Source organism: Geoalkalibacter ferrihydriticus DSM 17813 (assembly GCF_000820505.1).
Lineage (GTDB): Bacteria > Desulfobacterota > Desulfuromonadia > Desulfuromonadales > Geoalkalibacteraceae > Geoalkalibacter > Geoalkalibacter ferrihydriticus.
On record NZ_JWJD01000001.1, the window covers coordinates 800,511 to 820,195 of the forward strand.

The window sequence follows — 19,685 nt, forward strand, 5'->3', positions numbered from 1 at the left end:
AGGTTCCCGGTTGGTTTGAAAAAGAATTGGGGCGGCCCCATTCGGGTGCCGCCCCAATTCTTTTCATTGTATTGCCCTGCGGGCGTTATTCGTTCCAGCCCTCGGGATGCACGTCGCCGATCTGCTCCCAGTGTTCGGGCGAGCGCCACAGGCTCGAGGTGATCAGCTCGCGGATGTGCAGAAATTCCTTGGGCATGCGGTCGAAGAGCTTCATGAACAGCTCTTCGTGGGCCACCAGTTCATCCTTCCACTGATCGCGGTCCACCGCCATCATTTCGTGGAATTGCTCACGGTTGATGTCGAGGCCCTCCCAAGCGATGTCCTGATAGCGCGGCATCCAGCCCAGAGGGCTCTCCACCGCGCCGGTGCGGCCGGTGACGCGCTCGACGATCCATTTAAGCACGCGCATGTTCTCGCCGTAGCCCGGCCACACGAACTTGCCGTCGGCATCCTTCTGGAACCAGTTGACGCTGAAGATGCGCGGCGGCCGGGGGATGGTGCGGCCGAACTGCAGCCAGTGGCTGAAATAGTCGGCCATGTGGTAGCCGCAGAAGGGCAGCATGGCGAAGGGATCGCGGCGTACGTTGCCGGTGGCGCCGACGGCGGCTGCTGTGGTCTCCGAACCCATGGTGGCGGCCAGATACACGCCGTAGCTCCAGTTGAAGGACTGATAGACCAGGGGAATGGTGTTCTTGCGCCGTCCGCCGAAGATGAAGGCGGAAATGGGTACGCCTTTGGGATTTTCCCAATCCGGATCGATGGAGGGGCACTGAGAGGCCGGAGCGGTGAAGCGCGCGTTGGGATGGGCGGCGGGGCGACCGCAGCCCGGGGTCCACTCCTTGCCCTGCCAGTCGGTGAGCTTTGCCGGCGGCTCGTCCGTCATCCCCTCCCACCAGACATCGCCGTCCTCGGTCAGGGCCACGTTAGTGAAGATGGTGTTGGCGGCGCAGGAGGCCATGGCGTTGGGATTGGTTTGGACATTCGTGCCGGGAGCCACGCCGAAGTAGCCGTACTCGGGGTTGATGGCGTAGATTTTGCCGTCGGGGTCGGGTTTGATCCAGGCGATGTCGTCGCCGATGGTGGTGACTTTCCAGCCCTTGTCGGTGAAGGTCTTGGGGGGAATGAGCATGGCGAAGTTGGTCTTGCCGCAGGCGCTGGGGAAGGCGGCGCCGACGTAAGTCTTCTCGCCGTCGGGCGATTCCACCCCGAGAATCAGCATGTGCTCGGCCAGCCAGCCCTCGTCCTTGCCGATCTTGGAGGCGATGCGCAGGGCCAGGCATTTTTTGCCGAGCAGGGCGTTGCCGCCGTAGCCCGAGCCGAAGGACCAGATGGCGCGCTCCTCGGGAAAGTGAACGATGTATTTCTCAGGGTTGCAGGGCCAGGAGCTGTCCGGTTGCCCGGGCTCAAGGGGCGCGCCGATGGAGTGCATGCAAGGGATGAAATCGCCATTGCCGAGTACGTCGAGCACCGCCTTGCCCATGCGCGCCATGATGCGCATGTTGACGGCCACATAAGGCGAGTCGGAGATTTCCACGCCGATCTTGGCGATGGGGGAGCCCAGCGGGCCCATGCTGAAGGGGATGATGTACATGGTCCGCCCCTTCATGCAGCCCTTGAACAGGCCGTGGAGCTTTTCCTTCATCTCCTTGGGAGGCATCCAGTTGTTGGTTGGGCCGGCGTCGTTCTTGGAGATGCTGCAGATGAAGGTGCGGTCTTCCACCCGTGCCACGTCGATGGGGTCCGACCAGGCGAGATAGCTGTTGGGGCGTTTTTCCTGATTGAGCTTGCGAAAGGTGCCGGCCTTGACCAGCAGATCGCAGAAGTTGTCGTATTCCTCCTGAGAGCCGTCGCACCAGTGGATCTGGTCGGGTTCGCACAGGGCGGCCATTTCGTCCACCCATTTCAGCAGCTTCTCGTTTCTAGGCACCTCATAGCTCATGCGATTGGTCTCCTCCGTTAGGGTTGCATCAACATGGTTCGCATTGTGCGCATGGTGGATGGGGTTCCAAGCCCTGCTGCGTCGCGCGTGAAAGCTCCCAAAGGGCGCGGCGGGACGAGGTCAAGCCTTGCTCCCAATTAAAAATTTAACTATACAATAAAATACCCTGTTTTAAAGTACAAAGGATTTCGCTCGAAATCGTCGCGCGTCATCTGGATCCGCTCGTTTTCTCTGTATTATAACGCGGAAATTTTTGGTTTTCGGGTGCCCGAGGGGTAAGAAAACCGTCAAAAGGGCTCTTTTTTCTTTTTTATTGTGAATAAATCTGCTAAAGGAATGCTTTTCGCGAAGACCGCTGGGTGGCACGGGACGAATCCAACAATCCATCTGACCAATCCATTTCTCAAGACAAAGGTGATGTTTATGATTCAGGCGAAGGATTTGGGCTTAAGCAGCGTGGGCAAAGTGTATCGCAACCTGAGCTACGATGAGCTGTTCGAGCAGGAGGTTCAGAACCAAGAAGGTCGTATCTCGGCCAACGGGACCGTAATGATCGATACGGGTAAGTTCACCGGTCGCTCACCCAAGGACAAGTATTTCGTCCACCAGCAGCCTTCTTTTGAGAATATCACCTGGGGCAGGGTCAATCAGGCCATGGCCCCGGAAGTCTTCGACGAACTCTATGCCGAGGTCATCGATTATCTCTCGGGCAAGGATCTCTACGTCACCGATGGTTTCTGCGGTTCCAATGAAAAAACCCGCAGGTCGGTACGCTTCGTCACTGAATTCGCCTGGCAGTCGCATTTCGTCAAAAACATGTTCATTCGCCCCGACGCGGAGGCGCTCAAGAATTTTGCGCCCAATTTCACCGTCTACAATGCCTGTAGTCTCTCCAACAAAAACTGGGAGCGCCACGGCCTCAACTCCGAGGTCTTCGTCGTCTTCAATATCGAGAAGAACGTCGCCATCATCGGCGGCACCTGGTACGGCGGTGAGATGAAAAAAGGCATCTTCACCATGATGAATTACTGGCTGCCGCTGCAGGGCATCCTCTCCATGCACTGCTCGGCCAATGTCGGCAAGGACGGCGATGTCTGCCTGTTCTTCGGCCTCTCCGGAACAGGCAAGACGACCCTGTCCACCGACGCGGCGCGCAAGCTCATTGGCGACGACGAGCACGGCTGGGACGATGACGGGATTTTTAATTTCGAGGGCGGCTGCTATGCCAAGTGCATCAACCTCTCGGCGGAGAACGAGCCGGAGATCTACAATGCCATCCAGCGCAATGCGCTGCTGGAAAACGTGATGGCCAATGACGACGGCATCATCGATTTCGATGACCGCAGCAAGACCGAGAACACCCGCGTCTCCTATCCCATCGAGCACATTGAGAACCACGAGGCGAGCCTCAAGGCCGCTCATCCCAAAAACATCATTTTCCTGACCTGCGATGCCTTTGGCGTGCTGCCGCCGGTCTCCAAGCTCACCAAAGAGCAGGCCATGTACTACTTTCTTTCGGGTTACACCGCCAAGGTGGCCGGCACCGAGCGCGGCGTGACCGAGCCCCAGGCGACCTTCTCGGCCTGTTTCGGCGAGGCGTTTCTGCCCCTGCATCCCACGGTTTACGCCAAGCTGCTCGGCGAGAAGATGGAGAAGCACGGCGTCAATGCCTATCTGGTCAATACCGGCTGGGCGGGCGGCGGCTACAACGAGGGCAAGCGCATGAGTATCAAAGCCACGCGCGCCTGTATCAACGCGATTCTCGACGGCAGCATCGAGAAGGTTGAATTCGACCGCACCCGCTGGTTCCGCCTGCACATTCCCAAAACCTTGCCGGGCGTCGATGCCAAACTGCTCAACCCGCGCAATGCCTGGTCCGATCCTCTGGAATTCGACAAGACCGCGCACAAGCTGGCGGGCATGTTCATCGAAAACTTCAAGAAGTACATCAAGGACGGCGACGATTTCGATTTCACCGCCGCCGGACCGCAGGTTTAGGCATCTCCAAAAAAAACAGGCTCCAAATGCAAAGGGCGACTCCGCGGAGTCGCCCTTTGCATTTTATTTCTTGCCCGCCCCCGGCAGCAGGGTCAGGCCGAGAATCCGTTCGACAAAGCCGTTGTGCTTAACATCCCGGCGTTCTTCGCCGGGATGCAGACCGGTGACGGCCAGGCGCCCGACCAGGGCGCGTCCTTCCTTGCCCCACAGGTTTTTCGTCGGGACACCCCAGAGATTGTGCAGCAGCAGCGGCTCGCCGCTGCTCGAATCGCTCCCGAGGTACAGGGCGGTGTGGCCGCGCAGCCAGATCAGAGTGTAGAAGGGAACGCCCTCGCGCAGCAGGGCGGCGCGTTTTTCGTCGGGCGAGAGGTTTTGCAGGTCGATAAATTCACCGGCCTTGGCCTGGGCGCCGGAATTGCGCGGCAACCACACGCCGAAAGGGGTGAACAGGTCGCGCAGGAAGGCCGAGCAATCGCGGTTTTCGTACATGCCGCCCCAACCGTAGAGCTGTCCGGACATGGCGTCGGCGATTGCGGCGATGCGCCGAGGAGTCAGGGGCAGGGGTTTTGCGGCGGCGAACTGAGGCGCAACCAAAGCGGTGCGCGCCTGCGCCTGGCCGTCGGCGTCGCGTACCGGCACCCGCAGGAAAAGGCCGTTCTGGTCCTCGCCGATGAGGGGAAATAGGGCTCCGATGTGCGTCTGCACGAGAAAGGTGCCCTGCGCGTCGCGCAGGCTCAGGTCGTCAGCCAGCAGAGCTGCATGGCGGCCGGTTACATAGTTTCGGCGGAAATCCTCATCCGCCCAGGCCAGATCCAGGGCCGGCAGCCAGCCCGAAGCCAGGCCCGCTTCGGCAAAATACCAGGCGCCGTCGGCGCTGACATGGGTCACCAGCAGTGGCGTACCGGCCCACAGGGCCGAATTCTGAAAATAGTCGAACGGATAGCCTTCACCGGCTTGGGCGGGATCAAGAAAAAAGGGGCGGGCCGTCGGGAAGGCGCGCAAATCGGTGTTGCGCACGGTGATGGCCGGCTGCGCGAGGCTCGGGTAGGTTTCCTGATTAAGGGATGCGACCAACTCCTGCCAACGCGCGGGTGCGAGGGGCTGGAGGTTCTCAGCATAACCTTGGCGCTTGCCGTAGGAGGTCAGTCCCCAGAAAGCCTCGGCGGCGGACAGTCGCGGCCGCTCCTGCCGCCAGGGGGCGAAGAGGCGCTGGTCGAAATCGGCGTCCAGATCCTGGCGGACGGCGTCGGAAAGAAGGGGTGTGTCGCTGGTTGCTTTATCGAGGTGGGCCGCGACGATTTGCGGATAACGCTCAAGGTCGGCAATGCCTGGTGGGTGCGGGGCGCAGGCAGTGAAAAGCAGAAGCAGGGAGAAGTAAAAAAATCTCAGACAAACGGCCATGTTAGATACTCGAGCGGAAAAAGTGGGGCCAGGTTTTCAGCTTAGCAGAAGCCGGGCCTGGGTGAAAGTTTGGATTGTTCTTTGATCTTTTTTAGGTGTTACTTTTTTTGGTTGCTCTTTTTCCCCCTGGACTGCGAGACTGGCAAGATCATGAACAAAGATGCGGAAAAATGGAATGAGCGCTGGCAGGAGCGCGCCCAAAGTCCCTGGGTGCCCGACCCCTGGCTGCTGCGGATTTTGCCCCTGCTGCCCGGCGGGCGGCTGCTCGATGTGGCCTGTGGCCGCGGGCGCAACGCCCTGTTTCTGGCGGAAAAGGGTTATGCGGTGACGGCAGTGGATATCGCCGCCGAAGGACTGATGCAATTGCGCGACGAGGCGCGGCGGCGCGGCCATGCCCTGGAGGTCCGGCACTGCGATCTCGAAACCCTGCCGGATCTGGGTCGCGAGGTCTTCGACGTGGTGCTGGACTTTTTCTTTCTGCAGCGATCGCTGTTGCCGGCGTTGCAGGCGGCGGTGCGCCCCGGCGGTGTCGGGGTGGTGCGCACCTTCAGTCGCGCCGGTGATTTTCCCGGCGAGGCGCCCAACGCCGATTTCGTTCTGGAACCGGGCGAATTGCCGCGGATTTTTGCCGGCTGGGAAGTGCTGCTGCACGAGGAAGGGCTCGAGCCCTCGAGCAAGGGCGGCAGTCTCGCCGGTATCGTCGCGCGCAAACCTCTTCCCTGACAGTCCCATGTGCCTGATTGTTCTTGCCATCGATTCGCGCCCCGACCTGCCTCTGATCCTGGCCGCCAACCGAGATGAATTTTATAGGCGGCCTACGGCGGCGGCGGAATTCTGGGATGATGACCCCCAGATTCTCGCCGGCCGCGATCTGCAGGCGGGCGGCACCTGGCTCGGCGTGACCCGCGCTGGGCGCTGGGCGGCCGTGACCAATGTGCGCAATCCCCAGGATATGAAACCCGGCCGCCGCTCGCGGGGACGGCTGGTGCGCGATTTCTTGCGCGGCACGCTCGCGCCTGGTTGCTTCCTGCGCAAGCTGGCCCCGGAGGCGGCCTCGTTTCCCGGCTTCAATCTGCTGCTGGGTAGCGCTGCGCAAGCCTGGTATTTTTCCAACCGCAATAGCTGTGCACCGCGCCGCCTGGAAGAGGGGATTTACGGACTGAGCAACGCCCGGCTCGATACGCCCTGGCCCAAGGTTCGAGGAGCGCGCGCGGATCTCGAGGCTCTGCTCGCGGCGCAACGCCCTCCCGCGGCCGTGGACTTGTTCGCATTGCTTGCCGACGAGCGGCGTCCTGCCGACCACGAGCTGCCCGACACCGGCGTTGGACTTGACTGGGAACGCACCCTTGGATCGCGTTTCATACGCAGCGCCGATTACGGCACGCGTTGTTCGACGTTGCTGCGTCTGGATCGGGATGGTTTCCTTGATTTTCGCGAGCGCAGCTTCAATGCCGGCAGGGTCGTGATGGAGCACGGTTTTTCCTGGCATTTGTCTTGAGTTGCTCCCTGGTGTCTGGACACCTGCGCTGTTTCTCGGGTATGGTGCGGAGACTTTCGCCCGCCTTGACAGCGGGCGAACAGAGATTAACTTAAACAACGATCCGCCTCTGAGAGCGGGTCGTCAAATTGTCGATTTATTGCGGCTTCCGGGCCGCCTGGAGGATACTTTTGGACAACCCTGTACCCCAAGACCTGATTATTCCCGAGACCCTGCCCCTGTTGCCGGTGCGCGACGTGGTGGTTTTTCCTTACATGATTCTGCCCCTGTTCGTCGGGCGCGACAAATCCGTTGCCGCCGTGGAGGCGGCCCTGGCTGGTGATCGCCTGATCATGCTTGCCGCGCAGAAAGAATTCGGCGAGGAAGAACCCAGCACGGAAGATATCTATCCCGTGGGCACCGTCGCCATGATCATGCGCATGCTCAAGATGCCCGACGGGCGCGTGAAGATTCTCGTGCAGGGGCTGGCCAAGGCACGCCTTACCGGTTTTGCCGCAGAGGAGCCTTATTTCAAGGTCCATGTCGAGCGGTTGCACGAACCGCTGATCGACCCGGCGCTGGAAGTCGAGGCGCTGATGCGCACCGTACGCAACCAACTCGGGCAGGCGGTGAGCCTCGGCAAGGGCATCTCGCCCGAGGTGCTGGTGGTGGTGGAGAACATGGAGGACGCGGGCTCCCTCGCCGATGTAATTGCGAGCAATGTCGGCCTCAAGGTCGCCGAAGCCCAGGAGGTCATCGAAATCCTCGATCCTCTGGAACGACTGCGGCGCGTCAAGGATATCCTGGCGCGCGAACTTGAACTGCTCTCCATGCAGGCCGACATCCAGACTCAGGCCAAGGAAGAGATGGGCAAGAGCCAGCGCGAGTATTTTTTGCGCGAGCAGTTGCGGGCCATTCAGGGCGAGTTGGGCGATGCCGATCCGCGCGCCCAGGATGTCGCCGAACTGCGTGAGAAACTGGAAAAAGCCGGACTGCCCAAGGAGGCCCGCGAAGAGGCCGACAAGCAGTTGCGGCGCCTGGAAACCATGCACGCCGAGTCGGCTGAATATTCCATGCAGCGCACCTATCTCGACTGGCTGGTGGAGTTGCCCTGGAAGAAAACCACCCGTGACAATCTCAACCTTGCCAAAGCCCATCAGGTGCTCGATGAGGATCATTACAACCTGGAGAAGATCAAAGAGCGCATCCTGGAATTTCTCGCCGTGCGCAAGCTCAAAAAAGAGATGAAGGGGCCGATCCTGTGTTTTGTCGGCCCGCCCGGTGTGGGCAAGACCAGTCTGGGTAAATCCATCGCCCGCGCCCTGGGACGCAAGTTCGTGCGCATCTCATTGGGCGGCATGCGCGATGAGGCGGAAATCCGCGGCCATCGTCGCACCTATGTGGGTGCGCTGCCCGGGCGCATCATCCAGGGCCTCAAGCAGGCCGGTACCAACAATCCGGTGTTCATGCTCGATGAGATCGACAAGCTGGGCATGGATTTTCGCGGCGATCCCTCGTCGGCCCTGCTCGAAGTTCTGGATCCCGAGCAGAATCATGCCTTTTCCGACCACTACATCAATCTGGCCTTCGACCTGTCCAACGTGATGTTTATTGCCACCGCCAACATCATGGATCCGGTGCCCTCGGCGCTCAAGGACCGCATGGAGGTGATCCGCCTGTCGGGCTACACCGCCGAGGAAAAGCAGCATATCGCCGAGCGCTACCTGATTCCGCGCCAACGCGAGGCCAACGGACTCAAGGACAATCAGATCCATTTTTCCAGGCCGGCCCTGTTGCGCCTGATCACCGAGTACACCGCCGAAGCGGGACTGCGCAATCTCGAGCGCGAGATCGGCAGCATCTGCCGCAAGGTGGCGCGCCGTTTTGCCGAAGACCGCCAGAAATCTGCGGTGCGGGTGACAGAGGCGGCGGTGGAGCGCTTTTTGGGGGCGCCGCGTTTTCTGCCCGAGGAAGAACGTGACCAGAACGAAGTCGGGGTCGCCACCGGCCTGGCCTGGACCGAGGTGGGGGGGGATGTGCTCTACATCGAGGTCAATACCATGAAGGGCAAGGGCGCTCTGACCCTGACCGGCCATCTCGGCGACGTCATGAAGGAAAGCGCCCAGGCGGCTCTTTCCTATGCCCGCTCGCGCGCCGAGGAACTCGGCATCGACCCGGCGTTTTTCGAGAGCCACGACATCCATGTGCATGTGCCCGCCGGCGCTATTCCCAAGGATGGGCCCTCGGCCGGGGTGACCATGGCCGTGGCTCTGATCTCCGCTCTGACCAAGCGGCCGGTGAGCAAGGATGTGGCCATGACCGGCGAGCTGACCCTGCGTGGCAAGGTGTTGCCCATCGGCGGGCTCAAGGAGAAGGTGTTGGCGGCGGTGCGCCATCATATCGGCACCGTGCTGATGCCGCAGCGCAACGAAAAGGATCTGGAAGACATCCCGGCGCATCTGCGCAAAAAGGTCAAACTGGTCCCAGTGCGCACCATGGCCGATGTGCTCAAGGCGGCGCTGGTCGACAAGACATGAACCTGGACGACATCGGCGAATTCGGCTTCATCGCCCGTATCCGCAAGCGCGCCGGATCCTGCGCCGATCTGGTGCTGGGGATCGGCGATGATTGCGCCGTGAGCCGCCTGAAACCCGGCGAGCTGTTGCTCACCAGCACCGATCTGCTAATCGAAGACGTGCACTTTCGCCGGGCCTGGAGTGATCTGAAAACTCTGGGGCGCAAGAGCGTGAGCGTCAACGTCAGCGACGTCGCCGCCATGGGCGGGCGTCCTTTCAGCCTGTATCTGGGATTGGGTATCCCCGCAGGGTGGACCCTGGAGGAGTTGGATGCTTTTGCCGACGGGGTGGTGGAAGCCTGCGCCGCCTACGGCGCGGTGCTGGCCGGCGGCGATACCTGCCGCTCGCCGGGGCCTTTGTTCATCAGTGTCACCGTGGAGGGCCGCGTCCCCGAGGGCGAACTGGTCTCGCGCGCCGGCGCGCGTCCCGGCGACCTGCTTTGGGTTTCGGGCAGTCTCGGCGACAGCGCCCTGGCCCTGCGCGAATTGCTCGCCGGGCGGCGTCCCGATGTGCAGTCCGCGGCGCGCCACCACGATCCCTGTGCCCGCGTGGCCCTGGGGCGCGCTCTTGCCGCACAGGGATTGGCGACGTCCATGATCGATGTCTCCGACGGTCTCTTGGCGGATCTGGGTCATCTTCTTGACAGTTCTGCGGTCGGCGCCCGGGTCGCGCGCGCTGCCCTGCCCGTGAGCTCCTTTTTCCGTGCCGCCCTGAGGGAAGATCCTTCCTTGATGGACCTGGCTTTGTCCGGCGGCGAAGATTACGAACTGCTCTTCACCTCACCTCCTGAACAGGCCGCTGCGGTCTCCGCCCTCGTCGCCAATGGTGTAGCGGTGACACAAATCGGCCACATCCTCCCGCAAGACGACGGACTGCAGCTCGTCGATGCCCAGGGCAATCCCTGTCCGCTGCCCCGCAGCGGTTTCGATCATTTTGGGTGAAAAATAACTGTCCGTTGTCCGTTGTCCGTTGTCCGTTGTCCGTTGTCCGTTGTTCCTCGCCCCTCGCCCCTCGCCCCTCGCCCCTCGCCCCTCGTCCCTCGTCCCTCGTCCCTCGTCCCTCGTCCCTCGCCTTTTCGGCCTGAATATTGCTTGAAAATGGGTTGCTACTAACGAATCCACTTTCAGCGAGCCTATGAGTCTATTATTTGAAAATCCCGGGGGGTCGCGTTCTGCTTCGCATTTTCTCGGCGAAGATGTGAACGCGGCGACCTTTGAAGAGGTGCGCCAGATTCTTCTGCATCGGCGCGGTTTTGATCTGGGCATGTACAAGGACGGCTGCATTCGTCGCCGCATCGCGGCACGGGTGCGTGCACGTGGCTTCCAGGAGCCGCAGCACTATCTTGAGTTGCTGGTGCGCAATGAGGCCGAGGTCGATGCCCTGGTCGCGGCGCTGAGCATTCAGGTTTCGCAGTTCTTCCGCAATCCCAGCACTTTCGAACTGCTCCATCAGCAGGTGCTGCCTGATCTGTTTCGCCGTATTCGCCGCCAGGGGCGACGCGAGTTGCGGGCCTGGAGCCTGGGCTGCGCAGGCGGCGAGGAACCCTATTCCCTGGCGATTCTGCTTGATCAGCTGGTGCCGCCGCGCATGAAGTTCAGTATTCGCGCCTGCGACATCGCCCCTGAGGTTCTGGCGCGGGCGCGTGAAGGTCTGTACGAGCCGTCGCGCGTCGGCAGGACGCCTCTTGATTGGCGGGAGAAGTATTTCAGCGCCGAAAAAGGACGCCTGCGTCTGCAGGAGCGCATCCGCTCGCTGGTGAGCTTTGAGGAGCACAACATTCTCGGCGACGCGAGCCTGGGGGAAGCGGACCTGGTTCTGTGCCGCAATGTCCTGATTTATTTTTCCCGCAACGAACAGGAGCGGGTTCTGCAAAGCCTGGCCAAAATTCTGCCGCAGGACGGGGTGCTGGTTCTGGGCCGGGCTGAAACCCTTATCGGCGATAGCCGCACCCTGTTTTCAATTTTTAATCCGGCCGAGCGGATATTTCTGCGCCGCGGCGAGGCTGAAAGCACTTTGAGTCAATTGCAAGGAGCCTGGTAATGCGCATCGAAATTGCCAACAAGTTCATCATGGGCTTTATCATCGTGGTCGGCGCCATCGTCGCTCTGGAATATCTGGTCCCGGTCCTGGGAGTGCCCGCCGAATGGCAGCGACTCACCTCGACGGCTGGTGCCCTGACCCTCGGGTTGGCTCTGGGCTGGGCTTTTTCACGGGCGTTCACGACCAACATCGGTGTGATCACTACCGCAGCGGAACGCATCAGCGAGGGTGATCTGAGCCGCCCGGTGCAACTGCGGCGTCATTTCTTTCCCGATGAAACCCAGGACTTTGCCGGCGCCCTCAACCGGGTGAGCCAGAGCCTGCAGGATCTGGTCGGACGTATTCGGACTTCGGCCCTGCAGGTGTCCGATTCGGCGCAGGGCCTTTCGGCCTCATCCCAGCAGATGAGCGCCACGGCGCACCAGGTGGCGGGAACCACGGAGCAAATCAGCCGTGGGGCGGAAACTCAGGCGGAAATGGTGGAAAAAGCGACCCAGGTGATTCGCGAAATGGCCGCCTCCATCGAGGAGGTGGCGGCCACGGCGCAGAAGGTCGCGGCGGCGGCCAACGATACCTCTCTGACCGCGCAGCACGGCGGCGAGATGAGTCGCAGCGCCCTCGGCCACATGCAGCAGGTGTTGAGCGAAGTGGCGCACAATGGTGATCAGATTCTGGGATTCAGCGCCCTGGTGCAGAAAATCGGCAATATTACCGAGGTGATCACCGGCATCGCCGAGAAGACCAACCTTCTGGCTCTCAACGCCACCATCGAGGCGGCGCGCGCCGGTGAGTACGGACGGGGTTTTGCCGTGGTCGCCGAGGAGGTGAGCAAGCTCGCCGATTCCACCGGCGCTTCGGCCAAGGAAATCAGCGACCTCATCGCCACCATTCGCGAGGAAGGGGCGCGGGTCCAGGCGTCCATGCGGCAGAGCATCGAACGCATCGACGCGGGGCAGAAAGCGATCGGCACCACGGGCAACGCCTTTGGGGAAATCATCGAGACCGCCGTCAACAGCCAGACCAAGGCCAACGGCATCGCCGAAATGGCCGGTCGCCAGACCGAGGGCGCGCGCAACATGGTGCAGATCATCGAGGAGATCGCCAAGGTCGCCGAAGACAATGCCGCCTCCACCGAGGAGGTTTCGGCAGCCACCCAAGAGCAGTCGGCTTCCATGGAGGAAATGGCGCACGCGGCGCAGGATCTTTCTGCTCTGTCCGAGGAGCTGATCGCCCTGGTCAGCCGTTTCCGCCTCGGTGACGAGGCCGCGCGGAAGGTCTGAGCGGGCATGGGACAGATTCTGATTTTCGGCCTCGCCGGCGAACTCTACGGTCTTGAAATCCGCTGTGTTCAGGAAGTGGTTGTCGCCTCGCGCCTTCATCCTGTCCCGCGAGCTCCGGCAGCGCTGCTGGGTGCCATCAACTTTCACGGCAGCGTGGTGCCGGTTCTTGATCTGGGTGCCTGGTTGGGCTTTCCCGGCTCTGCGCGCGATCCGCGTGTGATTGTGCTCGCTGACGCCCAGGCGCGACTGGCGCTGGCGGTGGACCACATTCGCCGCATCGTCTCACCAGCGGCGGATGAAATTTTTTCCTGCGCCGATGCCGAGGCTGCGGAATACTGCATTCAAGCGGTTTTTCATTGGGATGGCGCGGTGGTCAACCTTCTTGACGTCGCTCGTTTGACGGCAAGCCTGGAAAGTCTGGCCGTCGGCTGAGGCGCTGTCCCGGCAGATTGCGGCGGCCCGCAACGAATCAATATTGATTGAAGGAGAGTAAGGATGTCCTTGAAAATTTTGATTGTCGATGATGCTTTGTTCATGCGCAACCTGCTGCGCGGGGTTCTCGAAGGTGGCGGTCATCAGGTGGTCGGCGAGGCGGGGGACGGCGCCGCGGCGGTGCAGAGCTATCGTGATCTGCGTCCCGATCTGGTCATGATGGATATCGTCATGCCCGATAAGACCGGCATCCAGGCCTTGCGCGAAATCATGGCCGAAGATCCTGCCGCGCGCGTGGTCATTTGCAGTGCCCTCGGCCAGGACGCATTGGTTATGGAGGCGGTTCAGGGCGGCGCGCGCGATTTTATCGTCAAGCCATTTAAGGATGCCCAGGTGCTGGAGGTGGTCGCGCGGGTCGCGATGGGCGGATAATTGCTGTTTTGCTGAAGAGCCCGGAACCTTTCCTGCTGAGTTCCTGTCTCGGATGAAAAGCGTTTGAGTGTCTGACCCTGGTGAAGCCCATGGATATGTCCCGCTACCGAACCCTGTTTTTTTCCGAAGCTCGCGAGCATCTGTCCGCCATGGGGCGGTTGCTGGTGGCTCTGGAGAAAAACGGCGAAGATCCTGAGAGCATTGATGCGCTGTTCCGCGAAGCCCACTCGGTCAAGGGCATGGCGGCGGCCATGGGTTTTGAGCGCACCGCGGAACTCTCTCACGTCCTGGAGGATATGCTCGACTCTTTGCGTCAAGTCGGGCGACTGCCGGCCGATGGCGTCGATCGGCTGCTGGCTGGAGTGGATCTTCTCGAAGGGCTGGTCGCGGATCTGGAAGCCCAACGTCCGGAGCGCGACATCAGCGCTTTTCTTAAAGGGAATAGCAGGTCCGACGAGCCGCCGCCGGTCGCGATCCTGCCCACCCCCTCAACGGCCGAAGAGGTGCCCCTGCGTGATTGGCTGATTCATCTCGAGCTGGCGCCCGGCACGGCGGCCCCGGCCGCGCGGCTCCTGCTGATTTACAACCGCATTGCGGGATTGGGACGAATTGCATCCAGTACCCCCGATGCCGAGGCACTGCGCGGCGGACGGGGTGGCTCTGCCCTGAAATTGCAACTGCGCAGCAGGCATGAAGGCCCGGAACTCGAAGAATTGCTGGGCCGCTTGGGTGATTTTGCCCTTCTGCGGGTACAGCGGCCCCGGCCGCAGGCACGCCCCCCTGCTCAACGGCAGGAGGAGCAGGGCCGCACGGTGCGGGTGCGCACCGAGCTGCTCGATCAGTTCATCAATCTGGCCGGAGAAATGATTACCGGTCGGCACCGCTTGCAGGCGGCGCATCGCGGCCGCGATTGGCAGGATCTGGGTAACGGCATCGACGGCATGGCACGCCTGGTGACCGATCTGCACCACCATGTGCTCAAGGTGCGCATGATGCCTCTGGGTAGTATTACCGGCCACCTGCCGCGCCTGGTGCGTGACCTGGCGCGTAAGAACGGCAAAGATGTTGCGTTTTCCATCAGCGGCGATGACCTTGAGCTGGATCGGGCGATTCTTGAGGAACTGACCGATCCGCTCATGCATATGCTGCGCAACGCCGTCGATCACGGCATTGAAAAGAGCGGACGGGTCGAGGTGCGGGCTGCCCGCGAGAAAGACATGGCACTCATCGAAGTCATCGACGATGGTCGCGGCATGGATCCCGAAGCCCTGCGCAACAAGGCGGTGAGCGCCGGGCTGCTGAGCGCTTCTCAGGCGCGCGCCTTGCGTGATGCCGATGCTTTGCAACTGGTCTGCCGTCCAGGCTTTTCCACCGCGGCGGCGGTGACGTCCATCTCCGGGCGCGGGGTGGGAATGGATGTGGTGAAAAATAAAGTGGAGACGCTCGGCGGCAGTCTGGAAATTTCGTCGCGCTTGGGAGCCGGTACCCGCATGGCCCTTCGTCTGCCCTTGTCGGTGGCCATTATCCAGGTTCTTCTGGTAGAATGCGACGGCTGCAGCTTGGGGATTCCCCTGACCCGGGTGGTGCGTCTGCTCAACCTGACGCGCGCACAGATTCAATCAAGCGGGCGCAGACTGGTGACGCGTCTTGACGATGAGATGCTGCCGCTGCTCTCGCTGCGCAAAATTCTGCACCGCCCGGCGGGAACTCCCGGCAAAACCCTGCCGGTCGTGGTGGCCGAGGTGCACGGTCGGCGCATCGGGTTGGTGGTCGACGGGCTGGCCGGCCAGCGTCAGGTCTTCGTCAAGGCGCTGGCTTTTCCCCTCAACCGGATGACCGGTGTTACGGGCGCCAGCATCCTCGGTGACGGGCGACTGCTGTTTATTATCGACCCGCAACTGTTGCTGCAAGAGCAGCCTTCGCCGAACGAGAGCCCGGTGGGAGTTTCCTTATGACTTTTGACCAGTTGACCAGCGGGCAGCGCGACGCCCTCAAGGAAATCAGCAATATCGGCATGGGCCATGCCGCCGATGCCCTTTCGCGGTTGCTGCGCGAGACGATCATGCTCAAGGTGCCGCGCGTCAGTGTTACGGATCTGTCCCAGGTGCCGGAGGTGTTAGGCGGCTCCGAGCGGGTGGTGGCGGGGGTCAGCCTGCGCATGCACGGCGATGCCCAGGGCAGCATTCTGCTGGTCTTTCCCTGTGTCAGCGCCCTGCAATTGCTCGAAGGACTGCTCGGACCGCGCGAGGCGGCTGATTCCCTTGACGCCCTGGCCGTCTCCGCCCTCAAAGAGGTCGGCAATATTCTGGCTTCGGCCTATCTCTCGGCCCTGGGCGGAATGCTCGGGCTGTCCCTGCTGCCCTCGGTGCCGGCGCTGGCCTGTGATATGGCGGGGGCCGTCGTCGATCACATCCTCATCGATCTCGGGCGCGAAGGAGATGCGGCGTTGATGCTGGAAACCGAATTCCACAGTCTCAAGAATGAAGGCCGGCTGCTCAAAGGCCATTTTTTTCTGCTGCCCGATCCTGACTCCCTGGAGATCCTGCTGCGTAGTTTGGGAGAAGTTTCATGAGTGAACGCCAGCGCGTGGGAATTTCCGAAATGTATGTGGCCCGCGCGCCGGCAACCCTGGTGACCTACGGTCTGGGCTCCTGCCTGAGCATTACCCTCTACGATCCGCTGACCTGCTGCGGGGGCATGGCGCATACTCTGCTACCCACCCCGCGTCCCGGGCGCAGCGAGACGCGCCCCGGCAAGTTCGTGGCGACCGCCGTTCACAGCCTGGTGTCCGAGCTTCTTGCCCTGGGCGCCGGCCGCGACCGCTTGCAGGCCAAGCTGGTGGGGGGCGCCAATATGTTTGAAAACCTCGTGACGCCCGGCGGTGATCTCATCGGCGAGCGCAATGCGCAGACCGCTCGCGCATTGCTTGCCGCGCTCGGCATTCCCCTGGTGGCGGAAGATGTCGGCGGCAATTTTGGTCGAACCGCCGAATTGGTGCTGGCGACCGGCGAGGTGCGCGTCAAGTCGGTGCGCGGAGAAAACAAACTACGGATTCTGTAACTGTTCAGCATGCGTTGCAGACTGCGGCGGCATCGCTTGCGGTGAAAACTCGCCTGCGGCTCAAACATTCAACCACGGCACTCAACCGCCACGGCCTGCGGCGCGATTGGGGATTGCAGCTGAATAGTTACCGGATTCTTTGAAATTTTCCGGCCGCGGCGGCGAACCGGAATGCAACCGTGAAACCTGCCTGTTCCTCACTCTTCCCAACAAAAAAAGCTCGTCTTTGCACAGCAATTCGTTTTAAAATCAAAAGCATTTTTCAAACAAGGAGTAATTGCTTATGCGCAAGCTGGGTTTTTTCGTTCTTCTGTGCCTGCTCTGGCCCCTGACCGCCGGTGCCGCGCCGCGCCAGGCCGAGGTCGGTCTGGCCGATGTGATTCAGGCCCTGGAGTCGCCTTTCAAGCCGGGCGGCCTCGATACCGGGATTGCTGATTTCGAGGCCGAATTCTTTCAGGAGTCGCGCATTGTTTCCCTCGATCGCGCACAGCGCGGGCGCGGGCAGGTGTGGTTCAAATTTGATCGCACCTTGGGAGAGCGCGTGCCCCAGTCCAAATTCCGCTGGGAATATCGTCAGCCCACCGAGCAGGAGATTGTGTCCGATGGCCGCACCCTGTGGGTCTATCTGCCGGAGAACAATCAGGTGATTGAGTCGGATATCGAGTTCGCCCTGCGCGAGCAACCCGACAATCCGGTGACCTTTCTCACCGGCCTGGGCAACCTGTCGCGCGATTTCTCCATCCGCTGGGCGGCGCCCAACCGCGATGCGGCCGGCAACTACGTGCTTGAGTTGCAACCGCGCCGCACCTCACAGCTCATCGCGCGCCTGCTGATTGTTGTCGATAAAAATGCCGTGCTGCAGTACGACAATAACCTGCGTCCCGAACTGCGCGGTGCGCAAAGCACGGTCTTCCCTATCCTTTCATCGACGGTGACCGATCCCAACGGCAATTCAACCGTCATTGAGTTCAGCGCCATCCGCGTCAACCGCGGTCTGTCCGACAGCCTCTTCCACTTCATCCGCCCGGCGGACGTGGAGGTGGTGCGCCCCAGCGGCATGCCGGGGTTTTAATGGTTTTCTTGTAGGGGCGAGGCACCGCCTCGCCCAGGGCGACGCATGCGTCGCCCCTACATCCACGGAGGATTTTCATGCCTAGTTTTGACGTTGTATCCAAAGTCGATATGCAGGAAGTGGACAACGCCGTCAACCAGGCGGTTAAAGAGATAGAGCAGCGCTTCGATTTCAAGGGCAGCCAGAATGAAGTAACGCTGGAAAAGGATGCCATCCTGATCGTTGCTGCCGACGACTACAAGCTGCAAGCGATCATCGATATTCTCAAGGGCAAGCTGGTGCGTCGCGGATTGTCGCCTAAGTGCCTGGATTTCGGCAAGAAGGAGCCCGCCTCCAACATGGCGGTACGCCAGCGTATCGCCATCGTGCAGGGGATTCCCAAGGAGAAGGGCAAGGATATCGTCAAACTCATCAAGGACACGAAGCTCAAGGTCCAGGCGCAGATCATGGAGGATCAGGTGCGCGTCACGGGCAAGAAGATCGACGATCTCCAGGAGGTCATCCAGGCCCTCAAGGGCGCTGATCTCGATGTCGAATTGCAGTATATCAACATGCGTTCTTAAGGATTAGGCCAGGCGTAGGATTCAGGCCCAAACCCTTCACCCTTTCGTTCGATTTTCCAAGGAAATCCGTCTTGAACAAACACAAAGTCAGTCTGGTCAGCCTCGGCTGCCCGAAAAATCTGGTGGATGCCGAGGTCATGCTTGGTCACCTGCCGCCGGAACGCTATGAGATCGTCACCGACGAGGCGGCTGCCGACATCATCATCGTCAACACCTGCTCATTTATTCAGGATGCGCAAGAAGAGTCCGTCGACACCATTCTCGAAGTGGCCGATTACAAAAAGACCGGTCGCTGCCGGTTGCTGGTGGTCACCGGCTGCCTGCCGCAGCGCTACCGCGACGAGTTGGACAAGGAGTTGCCCGAGGTCGATCTGTTTCTCGGCACCGGCGACGCGGCGCGTCTGGTGGGGCTGCTCGACGAGAAACTCGGTGGCGGCCATGTGCGCCAGGCGGTGGGACAACCCGATTTTCTCTACGATCACACCACGCCGCGGGTGCAGTCTTCACCCTTTTACAGTACCTACATCAAAATCGCCGATGGTTGCGCCAATCACTGCTCTTACTGCATCATCCCCAAGCTGCGCGGCACTCTGCGTTCGCGTGCCATGGATTCGGTGGTTGCCGAGGCCGAGCGCATGGTCGGGCAAGGGGTGGTTGAAATCAATCTTATCGCCCAGGACATCACCGCCTACGGCGCCGATCGCGATGACGGCGCCAATCTGCCCGAATTGCTGCGGCGTCTGGTCAAGATCGAGGGTTTGCGCTGGTTGCGTCTGCTCTATGCCTATCCCGACGGGGTCAGCGATGAGTTGATCGAGCTGATCGCCTCTGAGGAGAAAATCTGCAACTATCTCGATATTCCTCTCCAGCATATCGACGATCAGCTGCTCGGCGCCATGAACCGGCGAGTGGGCGAGGCACAGGTGCGCGAGCTTATCGCCCGGCTGCGCGCGCGCATTCCCGAACTGACCCTGCGCACCTCGTTCATTGTCGGTTTTCCCGGCGAAACCCCGGAGCAGTTTGGCAAGCTGCTGCGCTTTGTCGAGGAAAGCCATTTCGATCGCCTCGGCGTGTTTCGTTATTCGCGCGAGGAAGGCACGGCGGCCGCCACCCTGCCCGAGCAGCTCAGCGAGCGGGTCAAGAGCGAGCGGTACAAGCAGCTGATGAAGGCCCAGGCGCGTCTTTCCTTTCGTAAAAACCGCGCCCTGGTGGGGCGCGTCGAGCCGGTGCTGGTCGAGGGCGTGAGCGAGGAGACCGAGTTGCTGTTGCGCGGCCGCTCGGTACGCCAGGCCCCCGATGTCGACGGCCAGGTTTACATCACCGCCGGGCAGGCCGATATCGGCCGGATCGTTTCTCTGCGTATCACCGATTCGTCCGAGTACGATCTGATCGGCGAAATCGTCGAGGATTGACGT

General features: G+C 61.3%; 17 protein-coding genes. 15 read left to right on the plus strand and 2 right to left on the minus strand.

Going from position 1 to position 19,685, the window contains the following annotated elements; genetic code table 11:
* Positions 1-85: 85 nt before the first annotated feature.
* Positions 86-1,999, minus strand: a complete 1,914-nt coding sequence (locus GFER_RS03830; RefSeq protein ID WP_268746198.1) for a phosphoenolpyruvate carboxykinase (GTP) — start codon at positions 1,997-1,999, stop codon at positions 86-88.
* A gap of 357 nt (positions 2,000-2,356) precedes the next feature.
* Here GFER_RS03830 and pckA point away from each other — a divergent pair, with 357 nt between their 5' ends.
* A complete protein-coding gene (gene pckA / locus GFER_RS03835; RefSeq protein WP_040096211.1) occupies positions 2,357-3,937 on the plus strand; it encodes a phosphoenolpyruvate carboxykinase (ATP) in 1,581 nt (526 codons plus the stop codon).
* A gap of 63 nt (positions 3,938-4,000) precedes the next feature.
* Here pckA and GFER_RS03840 read toward each other — a convergent pair whose 3' ends face one another.
* Complete coding sequence (locus tag GFER_RS03840; protein WP_052445927.1) at positions 4,001-5,338, minus strand: NlpC/P60 family N-terminal domain-containing protein; 1,338 nt, start codon at positions 5,336-5,338, stop codon at positions 4,001-4,003.
* A 150-nt stretch (positions 5,339-5,488) separates the two neighbouring features.
* Between GFER_RS03840 and GFER_RS03845 the strand changes: the two genes are divergently transcribed.
* The 14 genes from GFER_RS03845 to rimO all read left to right on the plus strand — a co-directional run bounded on the left by GFER_RS03845 (position 5,489) and on the right by rimO (position 19,682).
* Complete coding sequence (locus GFER_RS03845) at positions 5,489-6,061, plus strand: class I SAM-dependent methyltransferase (RefSeq protein ID WP_040097368.1); 573 nt, start codon at positions 5,489-5,491, stop codon at positions 6,059-6,061.
* Positions 6,062-6,068: 7 nt separating this feature from the next.
* Positions 6,069-6,836, plus strand: coding sequence for an NRDE family protein (locus tag GFER_RS03850; protein WP_040096213.1), 768 nt, complete (start codon positions 6,069-6,071; stop codon positions 6,834-6,836).
* A 170-nt stretch (positions 6,837-7,006) separates the two neighbouring features.
* Positions 7,007-9,352, plus strand: coding sequence for an endopeptidase La (gene lon / locus GFER_RS03855; RefSeq protein WP_052445929.1), 2,346 nt, complete (start codon positions 7,007-7,009; stop codon positions 9,350-9,352).
* Complete coding sequence (gene thiL, locus GFER_RS03860) at positions 9,349-10,332, plus strand: thiamine-phosphate kinase (protein WP_040096215.1); 984 nt, start codon at positions 9,349-9,351, stop codon at positions 10,330-10,332. Before lon ends, thiL begins: the two co-directional genes overlap by 4 nt.
* Before the next feature lie 193 nt (positions 10,333-10,525).
* A complete protein-coding gene (locus GFER_RS03865; protein WP_052445930.1) occupies positions 10,526-11,431 on the plus strand; it encodes a CheR family methyltransferase in 906 nt (301 codons plus the stop codon).
* Entirely contained in the window at positions 11,431-12,711 is a 1,281-nt protein-coding gene (locus tag GFER_RS03870) for a methyl-accepting chemotaxis protein (RefSeq protein ID WP_040096218.1), read from the plus strand. Before GFER_RS03865 ends, GFER_RS03870 begins: the two co-directional genes overlap by 1 nt.
* Positions 12,712-12,717: 6 nt before the next feature.
* Positions 12,718-13,143, plus strand: coding sequence for a chemotaxis protein CheW (locus tag GFER_RS17455; protein WP_052445931.1), 426 nt, complete (start codon positions 12,718-12,720; stop codon positions 13,141-13,143).
* A gap of 63 nt (positions 13,144-13,206) precedes the next feature.
* Complete coding sequence (locus GFER_RS03880; RefSeq protein WP_040096221.1) at positions 13,207-13,575, plus strand: response regulator; 369 nt, start codon at positions 13,207-13,209, stop codon at positions 13,573-13,575.
* Between the two features lie 89 nt (positions 13,576-13,664).
* Positions 13,665-15,530: a chemotaxis protein CheA gene (locus GFER_RS03885; RefSeq protein WP_052445932.1), complete on the plus strand. Its 1,866-nt coding sequence runs from the start codon at positions 13,665-13,667 to the stop codon at positions 15,528-15,530.
* A complete protein-coding gene (locus tag GFER_RS03890) occupies positions 15,527-16,147 on the plus strand; it encodes a chemotaxis protein CheC (RefSeq protein WP_040096224.1) in 621 nt (206 codons plus the stop codon). Before GFER_RS03885 ends, GFER_RS03890 begins: the two co-directional genes overlap by 4 nt.
* Positions 16,144-16,635, plus strand: a complete 492-nt coding sequence (locus GFER_RS03895; protein ID WP_040096227.1) for a chemotaxis protein CheD — start codon at positions 16,144-16,146, stop codon at positions 16,633-16,635. Before GFER_RS03890 ends, GFER_RS03895 begins: the two co-directional genes overlap by 4 nt.
* Before the next feature lie 283 nt (positions 16,636-16,918).
* Positions 16,919-17,707, plus strand: a complete 789-nt coding sequence (locus GFER_RS03900; RefSeq protein WP_052445933.1) for a LolA family protein — start codon at positions 16,919-16,921, stop codon at positions 17,705-17,707.
* 77 nt (positions 17,708-17,784) lie between these two features.
* Complete coding sequence (locus GFER_RS03905) at positions 17,785-18,270, plus strand: YajQ family cyclic di-GMP-binding protein (RefSeq protein ID WP_040096232.1); 486 nt, start codon at positions 17,785-17,787, stop codon at positions 18,268-18,270.
* A gap of 71 nt (positions 18,271-18,341) precedes the next feature.
* The gene (gene rimO, locus GFER_RS03910) at positions 18,342-19,682 is read left to right on the plus strand and encodes a 30S ribosomal protein S12 methylthiotransferase RimO (RefSeq protein ID WP_040096234.1); all 1,341 of its coding nucleotides are present in this window, start codon (positions 18,342-18,344) and stop codon (positions 19,680-19,682) included.
* Positions 19,683-19,685 lie beyond the last annotated feature (3 nt).

What these genes read in the sequence shown, in the direction of transcription:
- pckA (WP_040096211.1), top strand. Translation starts at nt 2,357, where the DNA reads ATGTTTATGATTCAGGCGAAGGATTTGGGCTTAAGCAGCGTGGGCAAA.
- GFER_RS03840 (WP_052445927.1), bottom strand. Translation starts at nt 5,338, where the DNA reads ATGGCCGTTTGTCTGAGATTTTTTTACTTCTCCCTGCTTCTGCTTTTC.
- GFER_RS03845 (WP_040097368.1), top strand. Translation starts at nt 5,489, where the DNA reads ATGAACAAAGATGCGGAAAAATGGAATGAGCGCTGGCAGGAGCGCGCC.
- GFER_RS03850 (WP_040096213.1), top strand. Translation starts at nt 6,069, where the DNA reads ATGTGCCTGATTGTTCTTGCCATCGATTCGCGCCCCGACCTGCCTCTG.
- thiL (WP_040096215.1), top strand. Translation starts at nt 9,349, where the DNA reads ATGAACCTGGACGACATCGGCGAATTCGGCTTCATCGCCCGTATCCGC.
- GFER_RS03865 (WP_052445930.1), top strand. Translation starts at nt 10,526, where the DNA reads ATGAGTCTATTATTTGAAAATCCCGGGGGGTCGCGTTCTGCTTCGCAT.
- GFER_RS03870 (WP_040096218.1), top strand. Translation starts at nt 11,431, where the DNA reads ATGCGCATCGAAATTGCCAACAAGTTCATCATGGGCTTTATCATCGTG.
- GFER_RS17455 (WP_052445931.1), top strand. Translation starts at nt 12,718, where the DNA reads ATGGGACAGATTCTGATTTTCGGCCTCGCCGGCGAACTCTACGGTCTT.
- GFER_RS03880 (WP_040096221.1), top strand. Translation starts at nt 13,207, where the DNA reads ATGTCCTTGAAAATTTTGATTGTCGATGATGCTTTGTTCATGCGCAAC.
- GFER_RS03885 (WP_052445932.1), top strand. Translation starts at nt 13,665, where the DNA reads ATGGATATGTCCCGCTACCGAACCCTGTTTTTTTCCGAAGCTCGCGAG.
- GFER_RS03890 (WP_040096224.1), top strand. Translation starts at nt 15,527, where the DNA reads ATGACTTTTGACCAGTTGACCAGCGGGCAGCGCGACGCCCTCAAGGAA.
- GFER_RS03895 (WP_040096227.1), top strand. Translation starts at nt 16,144, where the DNA reads ATGAGTGAACGCCAGCGCGTGGGAATTTCCGAAATGTATGTGGCCCGC.
- GFER_RS03900 (WP_052445933.1), top strand. Translation starts at nt 16,919, where the DNA reads ATGCGCAAGCTGGGTTTTTTCGTTCTTCTGTGCCTGCTCTGGCCCCTG.
- GFER_RS03905 (WP_040096232.1), top strand. Translation starts at nt 17,785, where the DNA reads ATGCCTAGTTTTGACGTTGTATCCAAAGTCGATATGCAGGAAGTGGAC.